Origin of the sequence: Streptomyces sp. NPDC126499 (assembly GCF_040302485.1) — a bacterium.
Lineage (GTDB): Bacteria > Actinomycetota > Actinomycetes > Streptomycetales > Streptomycetaceae > Streptomyces.
The window spans coordinates 16500-36403 of record NZ_JBEOUO010000018.1 but is presented as its reverse complement, the minus strand read 5'-3'; the positions used below and the strand labels follow the sequence as shown (position 1 = coordinate 36403).

Annotated in this window: 16 protein-coding genes; 7 read left to right on the top strand and 9 right to left on the bottom strand. The window is 75.0% G+C overall.

Annotation, left to right across the window (positions count from 1 at the left end):
• Window positions 1-85 precede the first annotated feature (85 nt).
• Window positions 86-1576: an alpha/beta hydrolase gene (locus tag ABTZ91_RS24725; protein WP_352079415.1), complete on the bottom strand. Its 1491-nt coding sequence runs from the start codon at window positions 1574-1576 to the stop codon at window positions 86-88.
• 127 nt (window positions 1577-1703) lie between these two features.
• Between ABTZ91_RS24725 and ABTZ91_RS24720 the strand changes: the two genes are divergently transcribed.
• Window positions 1704-2645: a MerR family transcriptional regulator gene (locus tag ABTZ91_RS24720; protein WP_352079414.1), complete on the top strand. Its 942-nt coding sequence runs from the start codon at window positions 1704-1706 to the stop codon at window positions 2643-2645.
• A gap of 33 nt (window positions 2646-2678) precedes the next feature.
• On the opposite strand, the gene ABTZ91_RS24715 is transcribed toward ABTZ91_RS24720, so the two are convergent.
• The gene (locus tag ABTZ91_RS24715) at window positions 2679-3251 is read right to left on the bottom strand and encodes a TetR/AcrR family transcriptional regulator (RefSeq protein ID WP_352079413.1); all 573 of its coding nucleotides are present in this window, start codon (window positions 3249-3251) and stop codon (window positions 2679-2681) included.
• Between the two features lie 99 nt (window positions 3252-3350).
• Here ABTZ91_RS24715 and ABTZ91_RS24710 point away from each other — a divergent pair, with 99 nt between their 5' ends.
• Window positions 3351-3638, top strand: coding sequence for an antibiotic biosynthesis monooxygenase family protein (locus ABTZ91_RS24710; protein WP_352079412.1), 288 nt, complete (start codon window positions 3351-3353; stop codon window positions 3636-3638).
• A gap of 85 nt (window positions 3639-3723) precedes the next feature.
• Here the strand turns inward: ABTZ91_RS24710 and ABTZ91_RS24705 are convergent, their stop codons facing one another.
• Complete coding sequence (locus ABTZ91_RS24705) at window positions 3724-6972, bottom strand: BTAD domain-containing putative transcriptional regulator (RefSeq protein WP_352079411.1); 3249 nt, start codon at window positions 6970-6972, stop codon at window positions 3724-3726.
• 240 nt (window positions 6973-7212) lie between these two features.
• Complete coding sequence (locus ABTZ91_RS24700) at window positions 7213-7992, bottom strand: NPP1 family protein (protein ID WP_407078021.1); 780 nt, start codon at window positions 7990-7992, stop codon at window positions 7213-7215.
• A 642-nt stretch (window positions 7993-8634) separates the two neighbouring features.
• Between ABTZ91_RS24700 and ABTZ91_RS24695 the strand changes: the two genes are divergently transcribed.
• The gene (locus ABTZ91_RS24695; RefSeq protein ID WP_352079409.1) at window positions 8635-9294 is read left to right on the top strand and encodes a hypothetical protein; all 660 of its coding nucleotides are present in this window, start codon (window positions 8635-8637) and stop codon (window positions 9292-9294) included.
• Window positions 9295-9471: 177 nt separating this feature from the next.
• Complete coding sequence (locus ABTZ91_RS24690) at window positions 9472-10629, top strand: LCP family protein (protein WP_352079408.1); 1158 nt, start codon at window positions 9472-9474, stop codon at window positions 10627-10629.
• Window positions 10630-10649: 20 nt separating this feature from the next.
• On the opposite strand, the gene ABTZ91_RS24685 is transcribed toward ABTZ91_RS24690, so the two are convergent.
• The 5 genes from ABTZ91_RS24685 to ABTZ91_RS24665 form a co-directional block, all read right to left on the bottom strand.
• A complete protein-coding gene (locus ABTZ91_RS24685; RefSeq protein ID WP_352079505.1) occupies window positions 10650-11585 on the bottom strand; it encodes an ABC transporter ATP-binding protein in 936 nt (311 codons plus the stop codon).
• 71 nt (window positions 11586-11656) lie between these two features.
• Entirely contained in the window at window positions 11657-12661 is a 1005-nt protein-coding gene (locus ABTZ91_RS24680; RefSeq protein WP_352079407.1) for an ABC transporter ATP-binding protein, read from the bottom strand.
• Complete coding sequence (locus ABTZ91_RS24675; RefSeq protein WP_352079406.1) at window positions 12661-13647, bottom strand: ABC transporter permease; 987 nt, start codon at window positions 13645-13647, stop codon at window positions 12661-12663. Before ABTZ91_RS24675 ends, ABTZ91_RS24680 begins: the two co-directional genes overlap by 1 nt.
• Window positions 13644-14615 (bottom strand): ABC transporter permease, encoded by a 972-nt coding sequence (locus ABTZ91_RS24670; protein ID WP_352079405.1) that lies wholly within the window; start codon window positions 14613-14615, stop codon window positions 13644-13646. The genes ABTZ91_RS24675 and ABTZ91_RS24670 overlap by 4 nt, the downstream gene beginning before the upstream one ends.
• Window positions 14616-14621: 6 nt before the next feature.
• A complete protein-coding gene (locus ABTZ91_RS24665; RefSeq protein WP_352079404.1) occupies window positions 14622-16379 on the bottom strand; it encodes an ABC transporter substrate-binding protein in 1758 nt (585 codons plus the stop codon).
• A 224-nt stretch (window positions 16380-16603) separates the two neighbouring features.
• Between ABTZ91_RS24665 and ABTZ91_RS24660 the strand changes: the two genes are divergently transcribed.
• The 3 genes from ABTZ91_RS24660 to ABTZ91_RS24650 are packed head-to-tail and all read left to right on the top strand — an operon-like array spanning window position 16604 to window position 19687.
• The gene (locus tag ABTZ91_RS24660; protein WP_352079403.1) at window positions 16604-17683 is read left to right on the top strand and encodes an SDR family NAD(P)-dependent oxidoreductase; all 1080 of its coding nucleotides are present in this window, start codon (window positions 16604-16606) and stop codon (window positions 17681-17683) included.
• On the top strand, window positions 17662-18126 hold the full coding sequence (locus ABTZ91_RS24655) for an SRPBCC family protein (RefSeq protein ID WP_352079402.1): 465 nt from the start codon (window positions 17662-17664) through the stop codon (window positions 18124-18126). The genes ABTZ91_RS24660 and ABTZ91_RS24655 overlap by 22 nt, the downstream gene beginning before the upstream one ends.
• Window positions 18113-19687 (top strand): NAD(P)/FAD-dependent oxidoreductase, encoded by a 1575-nt coding sequence (locus ABTZ91_RS24650; RefSeq protein ID WP_352079401.1) that lies wholly within the window; start codon window positions 18113-18115, stop codon window positions 19685-19687. Before ABTZ91_RS24655 ends, ABTZ91_RS24650 begins: the two co-directional genes overlap by 14 nt.
• Window positions 19688-19904 lie beyond the last annotated feature (217 nt).

Below are 19904 nucleotides of genomic sequence, written 5' to 3'. Positions count from 1 at the left end.
CGGGGCGGGCGGCGCCGGACCGGAAGGCCACCGGCGCCGCCCCTCCGCCTGCCCCGGTACGGGACGGGCCGGCGAACCCGCGCGCTCACTCCGTCACGTACCGCCGCACCGCACGCGCCGCACGGCGCACCGCCGCCCGGGTCTCCTCGGTGTGGTCCAGGGTCTCGAAGCCGTGGTGGGCGAGGGGGACGTCGATCAGGTCCACGGTGGCGCCCGAGCGGTCGGCGGCGGTGCGGAAGGCGTCGACCGTCGCCTGGAACACCGGGTGCTCCAGGCCCGCCCGGGTCAGCACGACCGGCGGGCTCGACGCCCCCACCGCCCCCGCGGGGTCGAACCGGGCGGGCACCGCGCGCCAGTCCGGCGGCGGCGCGAGGACCGGATAGGTCAGGGCCACGCACCGCAGCCACGGCGGCGGCGCCGCCAGCCAGTCCGCCGCGAGCAGTCCGCCGGCGGAGAAGAACCACAACGCGATCCGCTCCCCGTCGACCCGCGGGTCCGCCCGGACCAGCTCCACCGCCTCGGCGACGTCCCCGGCCGCCCTCGGATAGTCCCCGAGCCCGTACAGCCGGTGGTCCAGGGTCGCGCCGACCAGGCCGAGAGCGGCCGCATGGCCCCCGTACCCGAGGAACGTCGCGGACTCGCGCGGAGTGGGCCGCTGCTCCGGCGACACGGGCCCGCCGTGCACGAACAGCACGGCCGGACGCGGCTCTTCGGCCTCCGGGAGGTGCAGATCGACCCGGCCCCGGCGCACCCGCGGCCGTCGCGGCACGTCGAGGAGGAACGAGCCCGCGTGGGCCGGCGGCGGCGCGGACTCCGCGACGGCCAGCCGGGTCCCCTCGTCGGCGGCGGCCCGCAGCAGCACGTCGGCCAGCGGCCCGGGTGCGGACAGCATCGGCCAGTGGCCGGTGTCCAGTTCGAAGAAACCCACCCGGGGGCCGGCGAGCACCCGGAAACGCGGCGGGCCCGACGCCACCAGCATCTCCACCATCGAGATCCCCGAACCGTTCGCGGTGCACAGCACACCCGTCGTCGGCCGGTCGAAGGGGCTGCCGGTGAGCCGCAGCGGCTGGGTGAGCGTCCGCACCGGCTGTGCCACGGCCAGCCGGTCGAGCCGCTCCAGGGCCTCGGCGGACAGGCCCGCCGTGCTGCCCCAGCGCTCCCACTGCCCGCCCGACGGCGCGGGGACGAGGCCGTCGGCCGACGCGGCGACGGACCCGTCCGGTAGCGATGCCGCCGCCGGATCGCCGTCCGCCGGCATCCCCGCGTCCAGATACACCACCCGCCCGCACCGGTCCGGCCGCCGGTCGGCGGCCCCGAGCACCGGATGGATCCCGTAGTCGTGCCCGACGAGGACGAGCTCAGGAGCCTCGATGCCGTCGATCACCCGCACCACGTCCTCGACATGGGCCTCCAGGTCCACCTCCCCGGCCCGGACGCTCCCGGCCTCCGTCCCCGGCACCATGCCGGACAGGGTCACCGCGTACGCCTCGGCCCCCGACGCCCGCAGCCGCTCGACCACCTCCTGCCACACCCACCCCCCGGTGAAGGGCCCCGACACCAGCACGAAAACGGCCATCACGCTCTCCTCCCGCCGCACCGCGAGTCGTCTCGCCTCGCGCCGGAACCGTAGGAACTCCCCCTGGGGGAGGTTCAAGGCCGAAGGCGCCCGAGAGGCCCTGACGGGCCCTCAGTACGCTGTCCGCATGGGCCTGGACGTCAGCACCGACGACGGCGGACCGTGGAGCATCGGCGACCTCGCCGAGCGGGCCGGCGTCACCGTGAAGACCGTCCGCTTCTACTCCGACCGCGGGCTTCTGCCCGAGGCCGCCCGCAGCGGCGGCGGCCACCGGCGGTACGGGCCCGAGGCGCTGGAACGGCTCCGGCTCATCCGCTCGCTGCGCACCCTCGACCTGCCGGTCCCGGACGTCGCCCGTGTCCTGGACGAGGACGACGCGCTGGAGGACGTCCTCGCGCACCGGCTGGACGAGGTCCGCGGGCGGCTGGCCGCGCTGCGCTGGCGGGAGGCGGCGCTGCGGCTCCTGCGGGACTGCGCGCCCGGGGAGCGGGCGGAACGGCTGCGGCTGCTCGGCGACCTGTCCCTGCCGCCCGACACGACCGCCCTCGCCCGCTTCTGGCGGCGCACCCTGCCCGTACGCCTGCCGGCCCGGCTCGCCACCACGGTCCTCGACGCGGCCGTGCCACAGCCACCGGACGACCCGACGCCCGCCCAGGTCCTCGCCTTCGCCCGCCTGCACGCCCTCGTCGCACGGGCCCCGGCCCCGGCCGTGCACCTCGCGGGCGTGGAGCACCGGCCGAGCGTGCTGTACGCGGGCCTGGGAGAGGCGTACGACCTGGCCGTGGCCGAGGCGGACGCCCCAGGGGCACGGGTGGGAGAGGCCCTGGACTGCTTCGTCGCCGCTTACGCCCGCGCCCTCCGCACCCGCGACAGCCCCGCCTTCCGCCGCCGGCTCGCCGGCCTGCTGTCCGAGGGCGCCGACCCGCTGATCGGCCGCTACTGGCGGCTCGCCGCCGCCCTCACCCCGGGGCCGACGGCCGGCGCCCTGCACGGACGCCTGTGCGGTGCCCTGAAGGCGGACCTCGGCGCGCCACCACCGGACCCGTCGGCTCCGGCGTGGCCGGGGTGATCCCGGCGCGCACGTCAGGGTTTTGACGGAATGTCATCCGGTGGGCTCGCCGCCCGGGACGTCGAGGATGATGTCGGCGGCGCGGGCGATGACCGGGGCGCGGTCGCGGCCGGGGTGGTCGGCGGCGAGGAAATGGCTGCCGATCGCCGTGCAGAAGGCGAGCAGGGCACGGGCCTCCACCTCGTCGGGGTCGGCGCAGAAGGTGGCGATCGTGTCGCGCGCGAACTGGAAGCGCTTGTTGTCCACGCGGCGCAGGCGGGCGGCGACCTGGTCGTCGCGCCGGGCCCACTCGCGGACGGCCAGGTCGACGGGGAGCAGGCGGTCGCCGGAGGAGGTGAGCTGCCCGGCCAGGCGGACCTTGTCCCGGGCGTCGCCGCCCTCCTGCTCCACCCGGGCGATGATGTCGTCGACACTCTCGCGCTCCCACGTGTCCAGCATCGCGGCCAGCAGCGCCTCGCGGTCGGCGAAGTACCCGTAGAAGCCGCCCTTGGTCACTCCCAGCGCCTTGGCCAGCGCCTCGACCCGCACCGCCTCGACCCCGCCGGTGGCCAGGGCGCGCAGCCCCGCCTCGATCCACTTCTCCCGCGGTGTGCGCAACGCACCCATCGGTGATCCACCTCACTCCCGGCCCGGGGGATATACGGGGCCGTATATCAGCCCCTAGGCTCGCGTTGTACGGCATCGTATAACCGAGAGGGGACACCCATGTCCTTCGGCTTCGTCGCCTTCCACTACCCCGCCCCCGAGCACCTGGAGGAGTTCGTCGCCGAGTGCCACGAGGTCGCCGAGGCGACCCGGCGCCAGCCCGGCTTCCTGTCCGTCGACGTCTGGGTCACCCCGGCCGGCGACGCCGTCGTCACCACCGGCGCCTTCGAGTCCGAGGAGGCGTTCCGGGCGGCGGCCGAGATCGGCCGCGAGATGGGCGCGACCCCCGACGGCCTGAGCGACCTGGAGGTCAGGCCCCGCGAGGTCCACTTCCTCGTGTCGCGCTAGCCACGACGCCGTCCCGGTGCGCGCCGGGTGCTGCGCCGTCCCGGTGCCGCGCCGGGTCCTGCGCCGTCCCGATGAGCGCCGGCGCCTACGCCGTCTCGCGGATGCGGAGCAACTGGGTCTCCACGCGGCGGACGCTCTCCTGGTAGCCGTGGGCCAGGCCCAGTTCGCGGGCCCGGGTGAGGGTGGCGCGGGCCTCGGCGGGGCGGCCCAGGTCCAGGAGGGCGGCGCCGGCCGTGGCGGTCAGTTCGCTCTGGCGGACGCCGACCAGGCCGTTGACGGTGTCGCCGTCCAGGGCCAGGCCCTCGCGCGCGCACGCGAGGGCCCCTCGCGGGTCACCGACCGCGAGGAGCTGGCGGGCGCGGTGCTCCAGGGCGAGGAGTTCGGTCATCACGTCGCCGCTGCCCCGGACGAGTTCGGCGGCACGGGCGGTGTGGGCGAGGGACTCCTCGGTCACACCGGACCGGTCCAGCGCGACCGCGAGGTTGACCAGGGCCGTCGCCTCGCTGGACCGTTCGCCCGCCCGGGCCGCGAGCGCGGGGGCGAGCCGCAGGTGCACGAGGGCCTCGGGCAGCCGGCCGTCCTGGGTGAGCAGCCAGCCGAGGAGCGCCCGCGCCCGGGACTCGGCGTCGGGATCGTCCACCCGCGCGGCCGAGTCCACGGCGTCCTCGAGCAGCGGCACCCAGCCGTCGTGACTGTTCCACAGGATGTACGGCCACTGGAGGACGGCGAGCCGCCAGGCCCGGTCGTGGTGTCCGGCCGCCCGGGCGGCGGCGACCGCCGCCGCGAGGTTGTCGCGCTCGGCCGCGTACCAGAGCAGCGCCGCGTCCCGGCCCGCGAAGCGCACGGCGGTACGGGGCACCCGGGCGTCCGGCGGCGCCGCGCAGCACGGCAGGTCGTCCGGCTCCGCGGCCCGTGTCGCGGCCATGGCCGTCAGCGTGTAGTGGTCGAGCAGCCGCAGCAGCGCGTCCTCGTCGGACTCCAGGCTGCGCGCGTAGAGACGTACGAGGTCGTGCACGGTGTGCCGGCCCGGCGCGTACTCGGCGAGCAGGTGCGCGTCGCACAGCCGGTCGAGAGCCTCGGCGGCCACCGCCGGCGTCCGGTCCAGGAGCGCGGCGGCGGCGTGCCGGTCCAGGTCCGTGCCCGGCGCCACGCCCACCTGCCGGAACAGCCGGGCCGCCTCGGCCGGCAGGCCCTGCACGGTGAGCCGCAGCGCGGCGGCCACGCCCGCGCCCTCGGTGTCCTCCTCGGCGCCGCCCACCGACAGCAGCGCCAGCCGCCGCTGCTCGTCGGCGAGTTCGTCGGCGAGATCGGCGAGCCGCCAGTGCGGGCGGGCGGCCAACTGCGCCGCGGTCACCCGCAGGGCGAGCGGCAGCCCGTCGCACAGCTCGGCCAGCCGCCGCGCCGCGGCCGGTTCCGCCTCGACCCGGTCCGCGCCGACGGCCGCCGCGAGCAGGGCCGCGGACTCGTCGAGACCGAGCACGCCGAGCGGCACCGGCCGGGCCAGCTCGGAGACCACGAGCCCGCTGAGCCGCAGCCGCGAGGTCACCACGGTGGCGCTGCGCGCACCCGCGGGCAGCAGCGGCCTGGCCCGGTCGGCGCCGCGCACGTTGTCGAGGACGACGAGCAGCGCCCGCTCCTCGGTGAGGGACCGGTACAGCGCGGCGGCCGCCGTCGGCGACTCCGGGATCCGGCGCGGCGGCACGCCGAGGGCAGGTAGGAACTCCCGGAGGACGTCGAGGGCGTCGAGCCCGTCGTCGGCGCTGAACCCCCGCAGGTCGGCATAGAGCACGCCGTCGGGGAAGTCCCCGGACCGCCGGTGCGCCCAGTGCAGGGCGAGCGCGGTCTTCCCGACCCCGGCAGGGCCGGTCACCAGGGCCACCCGGGCGGTCTCGACGGCCGCGTCGAGCGCCGCCAGCTCCCGCTCGCGCCCCAGGAAACCGCGCGGGGTGCGGGGCAGCAGATCGGGCGCGGGCAGGGCGGGCGGCGGACCGCCCGCCGCCGGACCGGCGGCGCCGTCCTCGTGCCCGGCGGCGGATGACGCGGCGCCGCTGGAGGGAGCGCCGCTGTCGCGGAACGCTGCTCCGCCCGGCAAGCCGGGGCCGGAGGAGCCGATGCCTGAGGGGCCGGGACCGGGGAAGCCGGCGCCGGGGGAGCCGAGATGGGGGAAGTCGGCGCCGGGGGAGCCGGTGCCTGAGGGGCCGATGCCCGGGGAGGCCGGACCGGGGGAGCCGGGCCCGGAGTAGCCGCGCTCGGAAGAGCCGGTGGCTGAGGGGCCCACGCCTGAGGGGCCAGGACCGGGGGATGCGGTGCCCGAGTGCCCGTGACCGGGGAAGCCGGCACCGGGGGAGCCGAGATGAGGGGACCCGGTGCCCGAGAAGCCGGGTCCGGAGGAGCCCATGCCCGAGGGGCCGGCGTGTGGGGTGCCCTCGCGCGGGGCGCCGTCCTCCCGGTGGCCGCCGCCCGGGAGACCGGTGGTCGGCCCGCCCGTCCCCGAGGTCCCCGAGGTCCCCGCGGTCCCATCGGTCCACCGGCCCGGGTGCGGGCCGGGGGCCCCGTACGCGGCCTCCGGCCACGGCACGGTCTGTCCGGCCGGTGCCAGCCCCCGCAGCACCGCCTCGTACGCGGCCCGCAGCGCCGGACCGGGGTCGACGCCCAGCTCCTCCGCGAGCTGGGTGCGCGTGCGGTGGTAGCAGTCCAGGGCGTCCGACTGGTGCCCCGCCCGGTACAGCGAGAGCATCAGCGCCGCCGCCAGCGACTCGCGCAGCGGGTCCGCCGCCGCCTCGGCGCGCAGCAGGGCCGCCGCCTTCGCGTGCTCGCCGAGCCGCGCGTACGCCGCGGCCAGCTGCTCGACCGCCGCGAGTCGGGTCTCCTCCAGGGCCCGGGCCGCGACGAGCAGCGGCTCGCTCGCCACCGTTCCGGTCAGGGCAGGGCCGCGCCACAGCGCCAGCGCCTCACGGAGCATCAGGACGGCGTCGGCCGGATGTCTTTGATGCCCGGCGAGCTGGACCAGCTCCTCGAAGCGGTGGGTGTCGAGGAGCTGGTCGGGCATGCGCAGCTCGTACGCCTGGGTGTGCGTGGCCAGCTCGACGCCGTAGTCGCCGGCGCCGCCCTGGTCGAAGAGCGCCCGCAGCCGGGAGACATGGCCCTGCACGACGGTACGGGCCCGCGCGGGCGGGTCCTCGGCCCAGACGGTGTCGATCAGCCGGTCCACGGGGACCACGGCGTTCGCGCGCAGCAGCAGCGCGGCGAGCACGCTGCGCCGCTTGGCGGGGCCGAGCGGCAGTTCACCCGTCTCGGCCGCGATGGACACCGTCCCGAGCAGGCGGAACTCCACCCGGCCCTCCCTGTCGCTCTGTTTCGTGGGGCTCCCAGTATCCCCACCGGCGCGCCCGGGGCCTTTGTCGGAACCCTCCAGACGTCGGAAGAGGCCGGAACCGGACGGGTCCAGGCCGGAACCGGACCGGCACCCGCCCCGCGACCGTCCGGAACCGGTCCGGACCAGCGTCGGAAGGCCCGGAGGACCGGCCGGGGGCCGTCGGTCGGGGCCGGTCGGGGGCGCCCGGGACCGGCCGGGTCAGGCGTAGGGGTCGAACGGAAGGCCCGCCGGCTCGGCACGGGCCAGGGCGTTCGCGAAGTCCGAGTGCCTGATCTTGAGGGTCGCCGAGCCGAAGTCCGCGGCCGTGAGCTTCTCGCGCAGTCCGGCCGGATAGCCGTTCCAGCCGACGAGGCGGGGGTAGAACCAGGCGCCGGTGGCGTTCTCGATCTGCTCGTCGGCCGCGCCCGCGAAGCGGTAGCAGTGGGTGGAGGCGCCGTCCTTGTGGTAGACGATCTTGGGGTGGGTGCCGTCGAAGCGGATCGCCGAGCGGGCGGCCACCTGGTAGCCGCTGTGCTGCGAGACCGAGACGTACTGGACCTGGTCGCCGCTGATCCAGACCACCACGTGCTCCCAGTCGTGGCGGTGCCCGATGGCCAGCGGCCCCCAGGTCGCCTGGTCCTTCTCGTAGTAGCCGGCGTAGACGACGGCGCACCAGCCGTTGTTGCACTTCGCGCGGGAGTAGGAGTTGGCCGCGGCCAGCTGGGCGGAGTCGTGGCACTGTCCGTTGACGGTGCCGCCCAGCTTGAGTCCGGGGTTGAGCGTGCCGTCGGCGCCGATGGCGGCGGTCATGTAGCAGCCGTCGGTGTCGAAGTCGTACGCGGGCGCGAAGGTCTGCTCCAGGCCGTCGGCGTTCTGGGGCAGTGGCTGGAGCACGGCGGCGTGGGCGGTGGCCGGAAGCCCCAGGACGAGGGCGAGGGCGCACAGGACGGCGGCCCATGCCGACCTCCGGCGCCCTGACGCGGGGCTTGCGGATATCAAGTGCACGTCAACTCCTTGGATGTGGGGGAGGGCTGCCAGACCCTCGCAGCCGGGCGTGCGGAGCGTCAACCACCGTGCGGAGAACGGGGGGTTACGGAACGCGCGGGCGGGCGAGCGGGCGGTGAGGGGGTGGACGGCGGGCGGGCGAGGGGCGGGCGAGGGGGCGCGCGTGGCCGGCGCGGCCGGTGCGCGGGGGTGGACGAGAGGCGCACGAGGGGCGCATGAACCGTCAAGCGGGCGGCCGCGCCTTCGTCGGATCGTGTGGGACGTGTCGGAAGATCGCCGAACAGGTCGCGGGACACGGCAGGATCAGGGGTGCGGGGTCACAGCCGAACGGGAGCCGTGGGGGCTCCCGGATCCCGCACCCCGAGCGTCGTGCGCCGACATCGCCGCTCCCGCCGCCCCCGGAACGAGGCTCCGCTCCGGGGGCGGTGTCGTGGGCGCGGCGGCACGGCCGTCGTCAAGCACTCCGTCACGCCATTGTGTCTGACACACTGTCAGCAGTGGCGGAAATCGTGCCTGGACACCCCTACCGGCCGGTTCTACTCTCAAGTCACTTTGCGCGTACCCCCCACCTGGCACGTCAGCCCACGCGCATCCGCACCTCCTCGCTCCCCACCCTCCGACACCGAGGAGATCCCCATGTCCAAGCTGCTCGTCTCCGTGACCGGGCTCGCCGCCGCCACCGCGCTCACCTTCGGCGCGACGGGCCCGCAGGCCGCCGCGTCGACCACGCTGCTCCCGGCCGGCCACTCCTTCTCCGCCCAGCTCACCGGCAAGGCCACCTTCGTCGCCGGCTCGACCACCATGACCTGTACGGTCTCCGCCTCCGTACCGACGTCCGGCGCCAACAACAAGGTCCCCGCCGCCCCCGCCAACCACAACGCGGCCGGCCCCGTCACCGTCCCCGTCAACCCGCCCACCTTCAGCGGGTGCACGACCAACATCTCCGGCGTGAGCGTCACCGTCACCAGCAACGCCACCAACGGCGCCTGGACGCTCTCCACCCAGAACGGCGCCCCCGTGACCGGTGGCTTCACCATCCCCAAGGGCGGCGTCGTCCTGAAGACCAGCGGCTTCGCCTCCTGCACCATCACCGCCTCCCCGAGCGGCCCCACCGCCGTCAACGGCACCTGGACCAACGGCGCCCCCTCCACCCTGGCCATCGCGAACGCGCCCGTCCCGGCGACGGTCACCGGCGGCTTCCTCTGCCCGACCGGCAACCAGTCGGCCACCTTCAGCGCCACCTACCGCATCAGCGACACGACCGACCCCTCCCAGCAGATCACCGTCACGGGCTGAACCCCCGGGGCCGGTGCGGGCACGTCACCCCGCACCGGCCCGATCCCGGCCGGTTCCTCGGACTCGCCCCGCAGCGGGCGGGTCTTCGGCATCCTGGTGGCCTGAACGGCGCTCCCGGCGGGCCGAGTCGGGGAGCCGGAGGGCCGGGGGCGGCCGGCGAAGGGGGAGACGCAGTCGATGAGCGCGCGGGAACGGGAACAGGACACCGAGGGACGGGCGGCGAAGACACCCGCCGGGCAGGCACAGGCCAGGGAAGAACGCGCCACGGAAGAACGTGTCACGGAGCAACGCGCCACTGAGGAACGGCAGGACGCGGCCGAAGCGATCGAACGGGCCGGGGCCCCGACGCGACGCCGGCGGCGCCCGAAGGCCAGGACCGTCCTGCTGAGCGCGCTCGCCCTGCTCGTCGGGGCCGTGCTGCTCACCGCCGGCTCGGGCTACTGGGCGTACCAGCACTACACCGGGCGGGTCCAGCGGATCCCGCAGACCTTCCCCACGAACGCGCCGGTGCCCGCCGGCTCCAAGGGCGGACAGAACTTCCTCCTGATGGGACTCGACTCGCGGTCGAACGTGCCCACCACCGGCAGCGACGCCAAGGGCCGGATGTGGAAGTACGGCGACCAGCGCAGCGACGCGATGATGCTCGTGCACATCCCGGACGACCACTCCGCCGCGTACGTCGTCTCGCTGCCCCGCGACTCCTGGGTCGACGTCCCCGGCCGGGGACGGGCCAAGCTGAACGCGGCCTTCTCCTGGGGCGGCCCGCCGCTGCTCATCGACACCGTCCAGCGCCTGACCGACGTCCGCGTGGACCACTTCGCCGTCATCGACTGGAGCGGCTTCCGCAAGCTCACCGACGCCGTCGGCGGCGTCGACATCCTCATGGCCGACGGCGAGCGCCGGCACATGAACGGCGAACAGGCCCTCGCCTACGTCCAGGAGCGCGAGAACCTGCCCAAGGGCGACTTCGACCGCACCCACCGGCAGCAGAACTACCTGCGCACGGTCCTGGCCAAGGTGATGACCTCCGCGTCCCTGAAGGACCCGCGCGGCCTGAAGCGGACCCTCGACATCTTCACCGAGACCGTCAGCGTCGACGAGCGCTTCGGCGACGACGAGATGCGCCGCCTGGTCTGGAACATGCGGGAGGTCCGCCCCGGGGACATGACCTTCATGAACGCCCCGGTCAAGGGCACCGGCACGGAGAAGGGCCAGTCGGTGGTCCACCTCGACCGGGCGCGCTGTGCGGAGCTGTGGCAGGCGTTCAAGGACGACGACCTGGCGACGTACGTGAACACCCACCCCGTCGACCGGCTGCGCCCGGCGACCAACTGACGCCGGACGCGGCCAGGGCTTCAGCCGGACCCGGGGAAGTGGCAGGCCACCTCCCGTGCCTCCCCCGCCCGGGTGATCCGCAGCAGCGGAGGCTCCGTCCGGCAGACCTCCCGCGCCTTCGGGCAGCGCGGATGGAAGGCACAGCCCGGCGGCGGCGCGGCCGGGCTCGGCGGATCGCCGAGGAGGGTGATCCGCTCCCTCGCCCGCTCGGCCACCGGGTCCGGCAACGGTACGGCCGAGAGCAGCGCCCGGGTGTAGGGGTGGGCGGGGTCCTCGTACACCCGGTCCTTCGGGCCGATCTCCACGATCCGCCCCAGGTACATCACCGCCACCCGGTCGCAGACCCGCCTCACCACCGACAGGTCGTGGGCGACGAAGAGGAAGGCGAGGCCCAGCTCCTTCCGCAGCCGCTCCATCAGGTTGACGATCTGCGCCTGCACGGACACGTCGAGCGCCGACACCGGCTCGTCGGCGACCACGAGGCGCGGCCCGGTGGCCAGCGCCCGTGCGATCCCGATCCGCTGGGCCTGGCCGCCGGAGAACTCGTGCGGATAGCGGTCCAGATGCTCCGGGGCCAACCCCACGAGCTCCATCAGCTCGGCCGCGCGCCGGCGCGCCCGCGTGGCCGGAGTGCCGTGTACGAGGAGCGGGTCGGCGATGATCCGGGCCACCGTCCGGCGCGGGTTGAGGGAGGAGTGCGGATCCTGGAAGACCATCTGGAGCTCGCGCCGCAGCGGCCTCAGGGCCCGCTGGGAGAGCCCGCTGATGTCGCGGCCGTCGAACACGACGCTGCCGGAGGTGGGCCGGAGCAGCCGCACGATCATCCGGGCGGTCGTCGACTTGCCGCAGCCGGACTCGCCGACCAGTCCCAGGGTCTCGCCCGCCGCGATGTCGAAGCTCACGCCGTCGACGGCCCGGACCCGGGCGGAGCGGGACCGGCGCCCGGGGAAGGTCATCGTCAGGTCCCGTACGGACAGCAGAGGCGGTACGGGCGTTGCGGGTGTGGTGAGTGGTGTGGGCTGTGTGGTCACGGGGCGACGCCTTCGTACGCGGGGAAGTGACAGGCGACCGGATGGCCGGCCCGGCCGGCGAGCACCGGGCGCTCGCTCGCGCACCGGGCCCGCTCCTCGCCGGTGCCGGCGGCCGGCCGCGGGCAGCGCGGCGCGAAGGCGCAGCCGGGCGCCGGGTCGAGCAGCGAGGGCGGTGAGCCGGGGATGGCCCGCAGCGGGAGGTCGTCCCGGTCGTCGAGCCGGGGCAGCGAGTCGAGCAGCCCGCGGGTGTAGGGGTGCGCGGGAGCGGCGAACAGGTCGTCCACCGGAGCCCGTTCGGCCGCCCGCCCGCCGTACATCACCAGGACCTCGTGCGCGACCCGCGCCACCACGCCCAGATCGTGCGTGATCATGACGACGCCGAGCCCACGCTCCTGCTGGACCCGCGCGACCAGCTCCAGGATCTGGGCCTGCACGGTGACGTCGAGGGCGGTGGTCGGCTCGTCGGCGATGAGCAGGTCGGGTTCGCACACGAGCGCCATGGCGATCATCACGCGCTGGCGCATGCCGCCGGAGAACTGGTGCGGGTACTCGCCGGCCCGCCGCCCCGGATCGGGGATGCCGACCTCGCCGAGCGCGTCGACCGCCCGCCGGCGGGCGGCTGCCCGCCGTGAGCCGAAGTGCACCCGGTGGTGCTCGGCGATCTGCTCGCCGACGGTGTAGTACGGGTGGAGGCTGGACAGCGGGTCCTGGAAGATCATCGCCATCCGCCGGCCGCGCAGCCGGTTCAGCTCGCGCTCCGGCAGGCCGACCAGCTCGCGCCCCTCCAGGGTGACGGAGCCCGACACCTCGGCGCCGGTGTGCAGGCCCATCACCGCCATCGACGTCACCGACTTGCCGGAGCCGGACTCGCCGACGATGCCGAGGGTGCGGCCGCGCGGCACGTCGAAGTCCAGCCCGTCCACGGCGCGCACCGGCCCGTGCCGGGTCGGGAAGACCACCGTCAGACCGTGGACGGACAGCAGGGTCTCGGGAGCGGTCATCAGTACCTCACTCGCGGGTCGACGACGGCGTACAGCAGGTCGACGCAGAGGTTGGCGACGACGATGAAGGTGGCGGCGAGCAGGGTCACGCCGAGGATCACCGGCTGGTCGCCGGTGGCGAGCGCCCCGTAGAACAGCCGCCCGACACCCGGCAGACCGAAGATCGACTCGGTGATGACGGCGCCCGCGAGCAGCCCGCCGAGGTCCATGCCGAAGATGGTCAGGATCGGGGTCGTCCCGGCCCGCAGGCCGTGCTTGACCACCACGGTCCGCCGCGGCAGACCCTTGGCCCGGGCGGTGCGGATGTACGGCTCCGCCATCGACTCGATCATCGAACCGCGGCTCTGCCGGGCGTACATGGCCGCGTACAGGACCGCCAGGGCCAGCCAGGGCAGGAGCAGGTTCGACGCCCAGGACAGCGGATCCGTGCCGAACGGCACGTACGTGGGATAGGGCAGCAGCCCGGCCACGCGGATGAGGCCGTAGATCAGCATCACCGAGGTGAAGTAGACCGGCAGCGAGGCGGCGGCGACCGCGCCGACCATCAGTGCCCGGTCGGTGAGGGTGTCCTTGCGCAGGGCGGCGGTGACGCCGGCGCCGAGCCCGAGCACCAGCCAGATCACGGCGGCGCCGACCGCGAGCGAGGCGGAGACCGGGAGCCGGTCGACCAGCAGGTCCCAGACGGGCTGGCTGTTCTCGTACGAGTAGCCCAGGCAGGGGACGTCGCAGGCGAGCGCGTACGGGCCGGTGCCGATGGTGCGCCCGGTGACGACTCCGGTCAGGAAGTCGGTGAACTGCCGCCACAGCGGCTGGTCCAGGCCCATGTGGGCGCGGATCGCCGTGAGCCGTTCGGTGCTGCACGACTTGCCGCAGGCCGCGGCCGCGGGGTCGGAGGGCAGCACGTAGAAGATGACGAAGGTGACGGCGGCGACGGCGACGAGGACACCGAGCACGCCGAGCAGCCGGCGGCCGAGGTAGAGGATCACGACCGGCCTCCCCGCGGGTCGAACACGTCTCGCAGCGCGTCCCCGAGGAGGGTGAAGGCGAGGACGGTGAGGAAGAGACACAGGCTCGGCACGATGAAGTACATCGGGTCGGTGTCGTGGAAGGCGACGCTCTCGGCGATCATCTGTCCCCAGGACGGGGTCGGCGGGCGCACCCCGACGCCGAGGTAGCTGAGCGCGGCCTCGGTGGCGATCATCCCCGGGACGATCAGGGTGGTGTAGGCGATGACGGGCCCGGCGACGCCGGGCAGGACGTCCCGGGTGAGGATCCGCAGGTGGGAGGCGCCGCTCACGCGGGCCGCGGCCACGTACTCGCGGTGCTTGAGCGACAGGGTCTGCCCGCGCACGACCCGGGCGATGCCGGGCCAGCCGAACAGGCCGATGACCAGGGTCATCAGCAGGATCCGGTTGACGTCCCTGGCCACCGACATCATCGCGATCATGAAGATGAGGGAGGGGAAGGACATGGTGAGGTCCATCAGCCGGGACAGCACGGTGTCGGTGCGGCCGCCGAACCAGCCGGCGGCGACGCCCGCCGCGACCCCGGTGACGACCACGATCGCGGTCGCGGCGAAGGCGATCAGCAGCGAGACCTGAGCGCCGTGCACCACCCGGGCGAACAGGTCGCGGCCGGTGACGGGTTCCACGCCGAGCCAGTGTTCGGAGGACATTCCGCCGAGCGGTCCGATGGGCAGGCCGCCCAGGTACGGGTCGACGGCCGAAGGGTCGAACTCGTCGGGGCCCCAGCCGCCCAAGGCGCTCAGCAGCGGGGCGGCCGTCGCCATCACGGCGAAGAGGGCGACGACGCCGAGCGCGACGAGGGCGGAGGTGCGGCGGCGCAGCTCGGCGGCGGCGAGCCGCCAGGGGCCGCCGCGTCCGGCGGCGGAGGGTTTCGCGGCGTCGGCGGCCGGTGGTCTCCCGGCGCCCGGTGCGGTGTCGGTGGAGTTCACGGCCTCTCAGCTTCCGCTCTTCGCGGGGTCCTTGAGGCCGACGGTCGCGTAGTCGATCTGACCGCCGAAGGAGGTGTGGCCGAAGGCGCCCGCGATGTTGGGGCCGACGAGCAGCGGCAGGCGTTCGACGACGGCCGGCACGGTGGGCGCCTTGGCGAGGATCCGTCCGTCGAGTTCCTGCCAGGCCCTGCCCGCCTGCGCGGCGTCGGTCATCGCGGCGATCTCGTCCATCCGCTTCATGGTGGCCGGGTCGCGGAAGAGGGAGTGGTTGCCGGAGTTGCCCTTCTCCTTGATGAAGCGGCCGTCGAAGACGAAGGGCAGGAAGGTCGAGCCCGAGGGGTAGTCGGGACACCAGCCGGTGTAGACGAGGTCGGTGCGGTTCTTCGTGTCGCCGATGGTGTCGTAGAAGGCGGACGGGTCGACGGTCTCGATGACCACCTTGATGCCGGCGCGGCCGAGGGACTGCTGGACGGCCTCGGCGACGGCCTTGTCGCCGGTGGAGACGGTGAGGCCGGTGGAGAAGCCGTCGGCCTTGCCCGCTTCCTTCAGGAGCTGCCTGGCCTTGGTGACGTCGCCGGTCGGCGGGATCCGCAGGGTGTCGGGCTGCTTGCCGCCGGCGAACAGGGAGCCGGGCATGAGCGCGGTGGCGAGGTCGTTGAAGGCCGGGCCGCCGGAGGCGGTGAGCACGGCCCGGCGGTCGAGGGCGTGACTCACGGCCTTGCGGACCCGGATGTCGTCGAAGGGGGCGCGGCCGGTGTGCATCTGCAGCATCTCGGTGCAGTTGGTCGACTCGGCGAGGAGCCGGGCCCGGACGTCGGGCTTGGTGAGGACCTTGGGCGTGGACTCGGGGCGGAGCTTCGCCCAGGCGACGGCGGAGGCGTCCGCGCCGGCGCCCGCGATCAGCCGGTCGTCGATCTGGTTGCCCTTGAGGCCCATCGTCACCACGATCCGGTCCGGGTAGGCCTTGCGGACGGTGTCGGTGGCGGGGTCCCAGTGGGGGTTGCGGACGAGGACGAGCTGCTTGTCGCGGGCGTACGACTCGATCTTGTACGGCCCCGAGGAGAAGGGCCGGTTGTCGTAGCGGGGGCCCCTGTCCTGGGACCTGGGCACGGGGGCGAAGGTCGGCAGCACCGTCGCGTAGGGGAACTCGGCGAAGGGCTTGCGCAGTTCGAAGACGATCGTGCGCTCGTCGGGCGTCCTGACCGAGTCGAGGTGTCTGCCGCCGGCCGGGCCCTGGTAGCCCTCGGCTCCCGCGAGGTACCGGGCGGCGTAGTCGGGGCCGCCGGGCAGGTCGGGGGAGAAGGACCGCTCCACGTTGTACTTGACGTCCCGGGAGGTGACGGGGGTGCCGTCCTCGTACTTCAGACCCTTCTTCAGGCGGAAGGTCCAGGTCCTGGCCCCGTTCGACGACGTGCCGAGGTCCTCGGCGAGGTCGGGGACCAGCTCGCCTCCCTTGGCCCCCGGCCGGGCCTGGTAGGTGAGCAGCGTCCGGTAGAGCAGCCGGGTGCCGAAGTCCATGTCGCCCATCACCCAGTTGCGGGCCGGGTCGAGGTGGGTGAAGTCCTGGCTGGACAGGACGGTCAGGGTCCCGCCCTTGACCGGAGTGCCGCCGACGACGGTGCCGTTGGTGCCGGTCGCGGGATGGGAGCCGGGGCGTCCGCCGCCCGCGGCGGTGCCGCCGGCCGCGCCCGAGCAACCGGCGGTGGTGAGCGCGAGGGCCGTCAACAGGGCGGCGGCGGAGGCGAGTCGAGCGTGCTGGTCCATCAGGGTCACTTCCGAGAGGAGAGGCTCAGACTGAAATGTGACCCGTAAAATAGTAATGTGAAATTGTACTGCGCAAGCCCTCGGACGTCGCCGCGCCGATTTCCCGGGACCTCCCCTCACCACCGGGCCGGTTCCGCTCCCACCGGACCCGCTCGGTCCTCCCCATGCGCACTCGGTTCGCCGCGCGAGGCATGAAACCGTCGTCAGCGGGAGACACGCCGGGGGTGAACCTGCTCGGACACGGCATCCGGCCCGGACTCGTCGCCGTCGTGACCGGCGCCTCCAGCGGCATCGGCCGCGCCACGGCGCTCGCCTTCGCGCGGCGCGGCGCCCGCGTCGTGGTGACCGCGCGCAGCCGCGAGGTGCTGGAGGAGGTGGCGGAAGAGTGCCGGTCCGCGCACCCGGCGGCCGAGGCGGTCGCCGTGCCGGCCGACGTCACCGATGCCGCGGCCGTGGACCGGGTCGCCCGCACGGCGCTCACCCGGTACGGCCGCATCGACGTCTGGGTGAACGCGGCCGGCGTCGGCGTCCTCGGAAGCCTCGCCGAGGTGCCGCTCGACGACATGCGCCGGCTGTGGGACGTCAACGTGCTGGGCGCCCTCCACGGCGCACGGGCGGCCCTGCCCGCGATGCGCGCCCAGGGCCGAGGAGTGATCGTCGACATCTCCTCGATGCTCGGGGCGGCGGTCCAGGCCCCCTACATGGGCGCCTACGCCGCGTCCAAGGCCGCGCTCGTCACCCTCGACGAGACCCTGCGCCGGGAACTCTCGCTCGCCGGCGACCGCGGCGTCGCCGTGTGCACCCTCCTGCCGACCGGGGTCGACACCCCGTTCTTCCACCACGCCGCCAACCGCACCGGCCGCCGTTTGCGCGCCCTGCCGGCGGTCGCCACACCGGAACGGGTGGCCCGCGCCGTCGTGCACACGGCCGTCCGTCCCCGCCGCCGGGTGACCGTCGGACCGGGCGCACGGCTGCTGCCCGCCGCGACGGCCGTCGCCCGGCGGCCCGTGCTCGGCCTCGTCGCCTGGCGCACCGAGCACCACTACCTCGGCCCCCGGGGCTCGGCCGACGACACGGCGGGCCGTCTGCGCACCCCGTCCGGCGACTCCGCCGCCGTACGGGGCGGGCGCGCCGGCCGGGCACGTACGGCAGCCCGCGCCGCCTGTGCCGCCTCGGCCCTCGGCGCGGCCGCCGCCGGTGTCCGGGCCGCCGCCCGGACCCGCTCCCGGCCGACCTCTTCTCTCCCGCGTCCGTTCACCCGACCCGTAAGGAGACCCCGCTCATGGCTCAATGGCACCGACTGATCGACGCGCCCCCGGCGGACGTCTGGTCCGTCCTCGGCGACGGGGAGCTCTACGCGCGCTGGGTGGTGGGCACCCACGACACCTGGGAGCGCGACGGCGCGTGGCCGGCCGAAGGCGCCGAGCTGGGCTACACCGTGAAACTCGGCCCGTGGACCGTCGAGGGCAGGACCATCTCGCGGCTCTGCGAGCCGCAGGACCGCCTGGAGCTGGAGGCGGTCAACGGGCTCGGCAGCGCCCGCATCGGCTTCCGCACCCTGCGGTGGGGCGAAGGCTGCCTGGTCCTGGTCGACGAGCACCCGCTCACCGGGCCCGCGACCCCCCTGCACAACACCGCCCTGGACGCGCTCATCCGCTGGCGGCACCGCAGCATGCTCGCCCGCCTCGAACGAGCCGTCAGGGAGAAGGCCGGCCCGCGCGAGGACCCGTCCCGTGCCCCCGCCTGACGCCGTCGTCATCGGCGCGGGCCCCAACGGTCTGGTCGCCGCCAACGTCCTCGCCGACGCCGGCTGGCACGTCGTGGTCCTGGAGGCCCAGGACGAACCGGGCGGCGCCGTGCGCAGCGACCGGGGCGTCCACCCGGACTTCGTCCACGACACCTTCAGCGCCTTCTACCCGCTGGCCGCCGCCTCGCCGGTGCTCGGCGCGCTCCACCTGGAACGCCACGGCCTGCGCTGGAGCCACGCCCCCGACGTCGTGGCCCACCCGCTCGCCGACGGGCGCTGCGCGGTCCTGGGCCGGGACGTACGGCGGACCGCCGACTCCGTCGACGGCTTCTCGGCAGGTGACGGCGCCGCCTGGGAGCGCCTGCACCGCCTGTGGGAACGCGTCGGCGACGACCTCGTCCGCTCCCTCTTCACTCCCTTCCCGCCCCTCCTGGCCGGGCTGCGCCTCGCCGGCCGTACGGGCCCCGACCTGCTGCGGCTCGCCCGGACCATGCTGCTGCCCGCCCGCCGCTTCGGGGAGGAGAACTTCGCGGGCGAGGGCGGCAGGCTCCTCATCGCCGGCAACGCCCTGCACGCCGACCTCGGCCCCGAGTCCGCCCTGGGCGGCGGCTTCGGCTGGCTGATGTCCATGCTCGGCCAGGTCCACGGTTTCCCCGTGCCGGTGGGCGGCGCCGGCATGCTCACCCGCGCCCTCGTCGACCGGTTGCGCGACCGGGGCGGCGAACTGCGCTGCGGCCACCCCGTGACCCGGGTCCTGGTGCGGTCGGGCCGTGCCGTCGCCGTACGCCTCGACGACGGTACGGAGATCCCGGCGCGGCGGGCCGTCCTCGCCGACGTCCCGGCGCCCCTGCTCTACCGGCGGCTGGTCGGCGAGGAGCACCTTCCCGCGCGCGTGCGGGCCGACCTGGCCCGGTTCCAGTGGGACTTCGCGACCGTCAAGGTGGACTGGGCCCTCGCGCGCCCCATCCCCTGGGTCTGCGCGGGCGCGCGGGGCGCCGGCACGGTTCACGTCGCCGAGGGCGTCGACGCGCTCACCCGCTTCGCGGGACAGCTCGCCATGGAGCAGGTCCCGGAGGTGCCCTTCACCGTGCTCGGCCAGATGACGACCGCGGACCCGTCCCGCTCTCCCGCGGGCACCGAGTCCGCCTGGGGGTACACCCACGTGCCCCAGCGCATCCGGGGCGACGCCGGACCCGACGGGCTCACAGGCCGGTGGGACGAAGCGGAGAAGGAGGCCGTCGCCGACCGCGTCGAGGCCGGGATCGAGCGGCTCGCCCCCGGCTTCCGGGCCACGATCCTGGCCCGCCGGGTGCTGGCCCCGCCCGACCTGGAACGGCGCAACCAGGCCCTGGTCGGAGGCGCGGTCAACCAGGGCACGACCAACCTCCACCAGCAGCTCGTCTTCCGCCCCCTGCCCGGCACCGGCCGCCCCCGTACCCCGGTCCGGGGTCTCTACCTCGCCTCCGCCACCGCGCACCCCGGCGGCGGTGTCCACGGCGCCCCGGGCGCCAACGCGGCCCGCGCCGCGCTCAGGGCGCACCCACGGCTCCGGCGGCGGTGAACGCCGGGGGGCCTGACGGCGGGTCCGGCCCGGCCGCAGCCGCCCGATGCCCTCTCGCCAGACCCTCCGGACGCCCGATCGCCTCATGCCCGGTCGCCTCACGCCCGACCGCCGCCTGACGCCCGACCGCCTCCCGCCCGTACGCGCGCGGGTGCGCGCGGCGCCTGGTCGCGGTCGAATGGGGGTTCAGGCGCGCGCGGGCGCGGGTCCGGCGGAG

What these genes read in the sequence shown, in the direction of transcription:
- ABTZ91_RS24725 (WP_352079415.1), bottom strand. Translation starts at nt 1,576, where the DNA reads ATGGCCGTTTTCGTGCTGGTGTCGGGGCCCTTCACCGGGGGGTGGGTG.
- ABTZ91_RS24720 (WP_352079414.1), top strand. Translation starts at nt 1,704, where the DNA reads ATGGGCCTGGACGTCAGCACCGACGACGGCGGACCGTGGAGCATCGGC.
- ABTZ91_RS24715 (WP_352079413.1), bottom strand. Translation starts at nt 3,251, where the DNA reads ATGGGTGCGTTGCGCACACCGCGGGAGAAGTGGATCGAGGCGGGGCTG.
- ABTZ91_RS24710 (WP_352079412.1), top strand. Translation starts at nt 3,351, where the DNA reads ATGTCCTTCGGCTTCGTCGCCTTCCACTACCCCGCCCCCGAGCACCTG.
- ABTZ91_RS24695 (WP_352079409.1), top strand. Translation starts at nt 8,635, where the DNA reads ATGTCCAAGCTGCTCGTCTCCGTGACCGGGCTCGCCGCCGCCACCGCG.
- ABTZ91_RS24690 (WP_352079408.1), top strand. Translation starts at nt 9,472, where the DNA reads ATGAGCGCGCGGGAACGGGAACAGGACACCGAGGGACGGGCGGCGAAG.
- ABTZ91_RS24685 (WP_352079505.1), bottom strand. Translation starts at nt 11,585, where the DNA reads ATGACCTTCCCCGGGCGCCGGTCCCGCTCCGCCCGGGTCCGGGCCGTC.
- ABTZ91_RS24680 (WP_352079407.1), bottom strand. Translation starts at nt 12,661, where the DNA reads ATGACCGCTCCCGAGACCCTGCTGTCCGTCCACGGTCTGACGGTGGTC.
- ABTZ91_RS24665 (WP_352079404.1), bottom strand. Translation starts at nt 16,379, where the DNA reads ATGGACCAGCACGCTCGACTCGCCTCCGCCGCCGCCCTGTTGACGGCC.
- ABTZ91_RS24655 (WP_352079402.1), top strand. Translation starts at nt 17,662, where the DNA reads ATGGCTCAATGGCACCGACTGATCGACGCGCCCCCGGCGGACGTCTGG.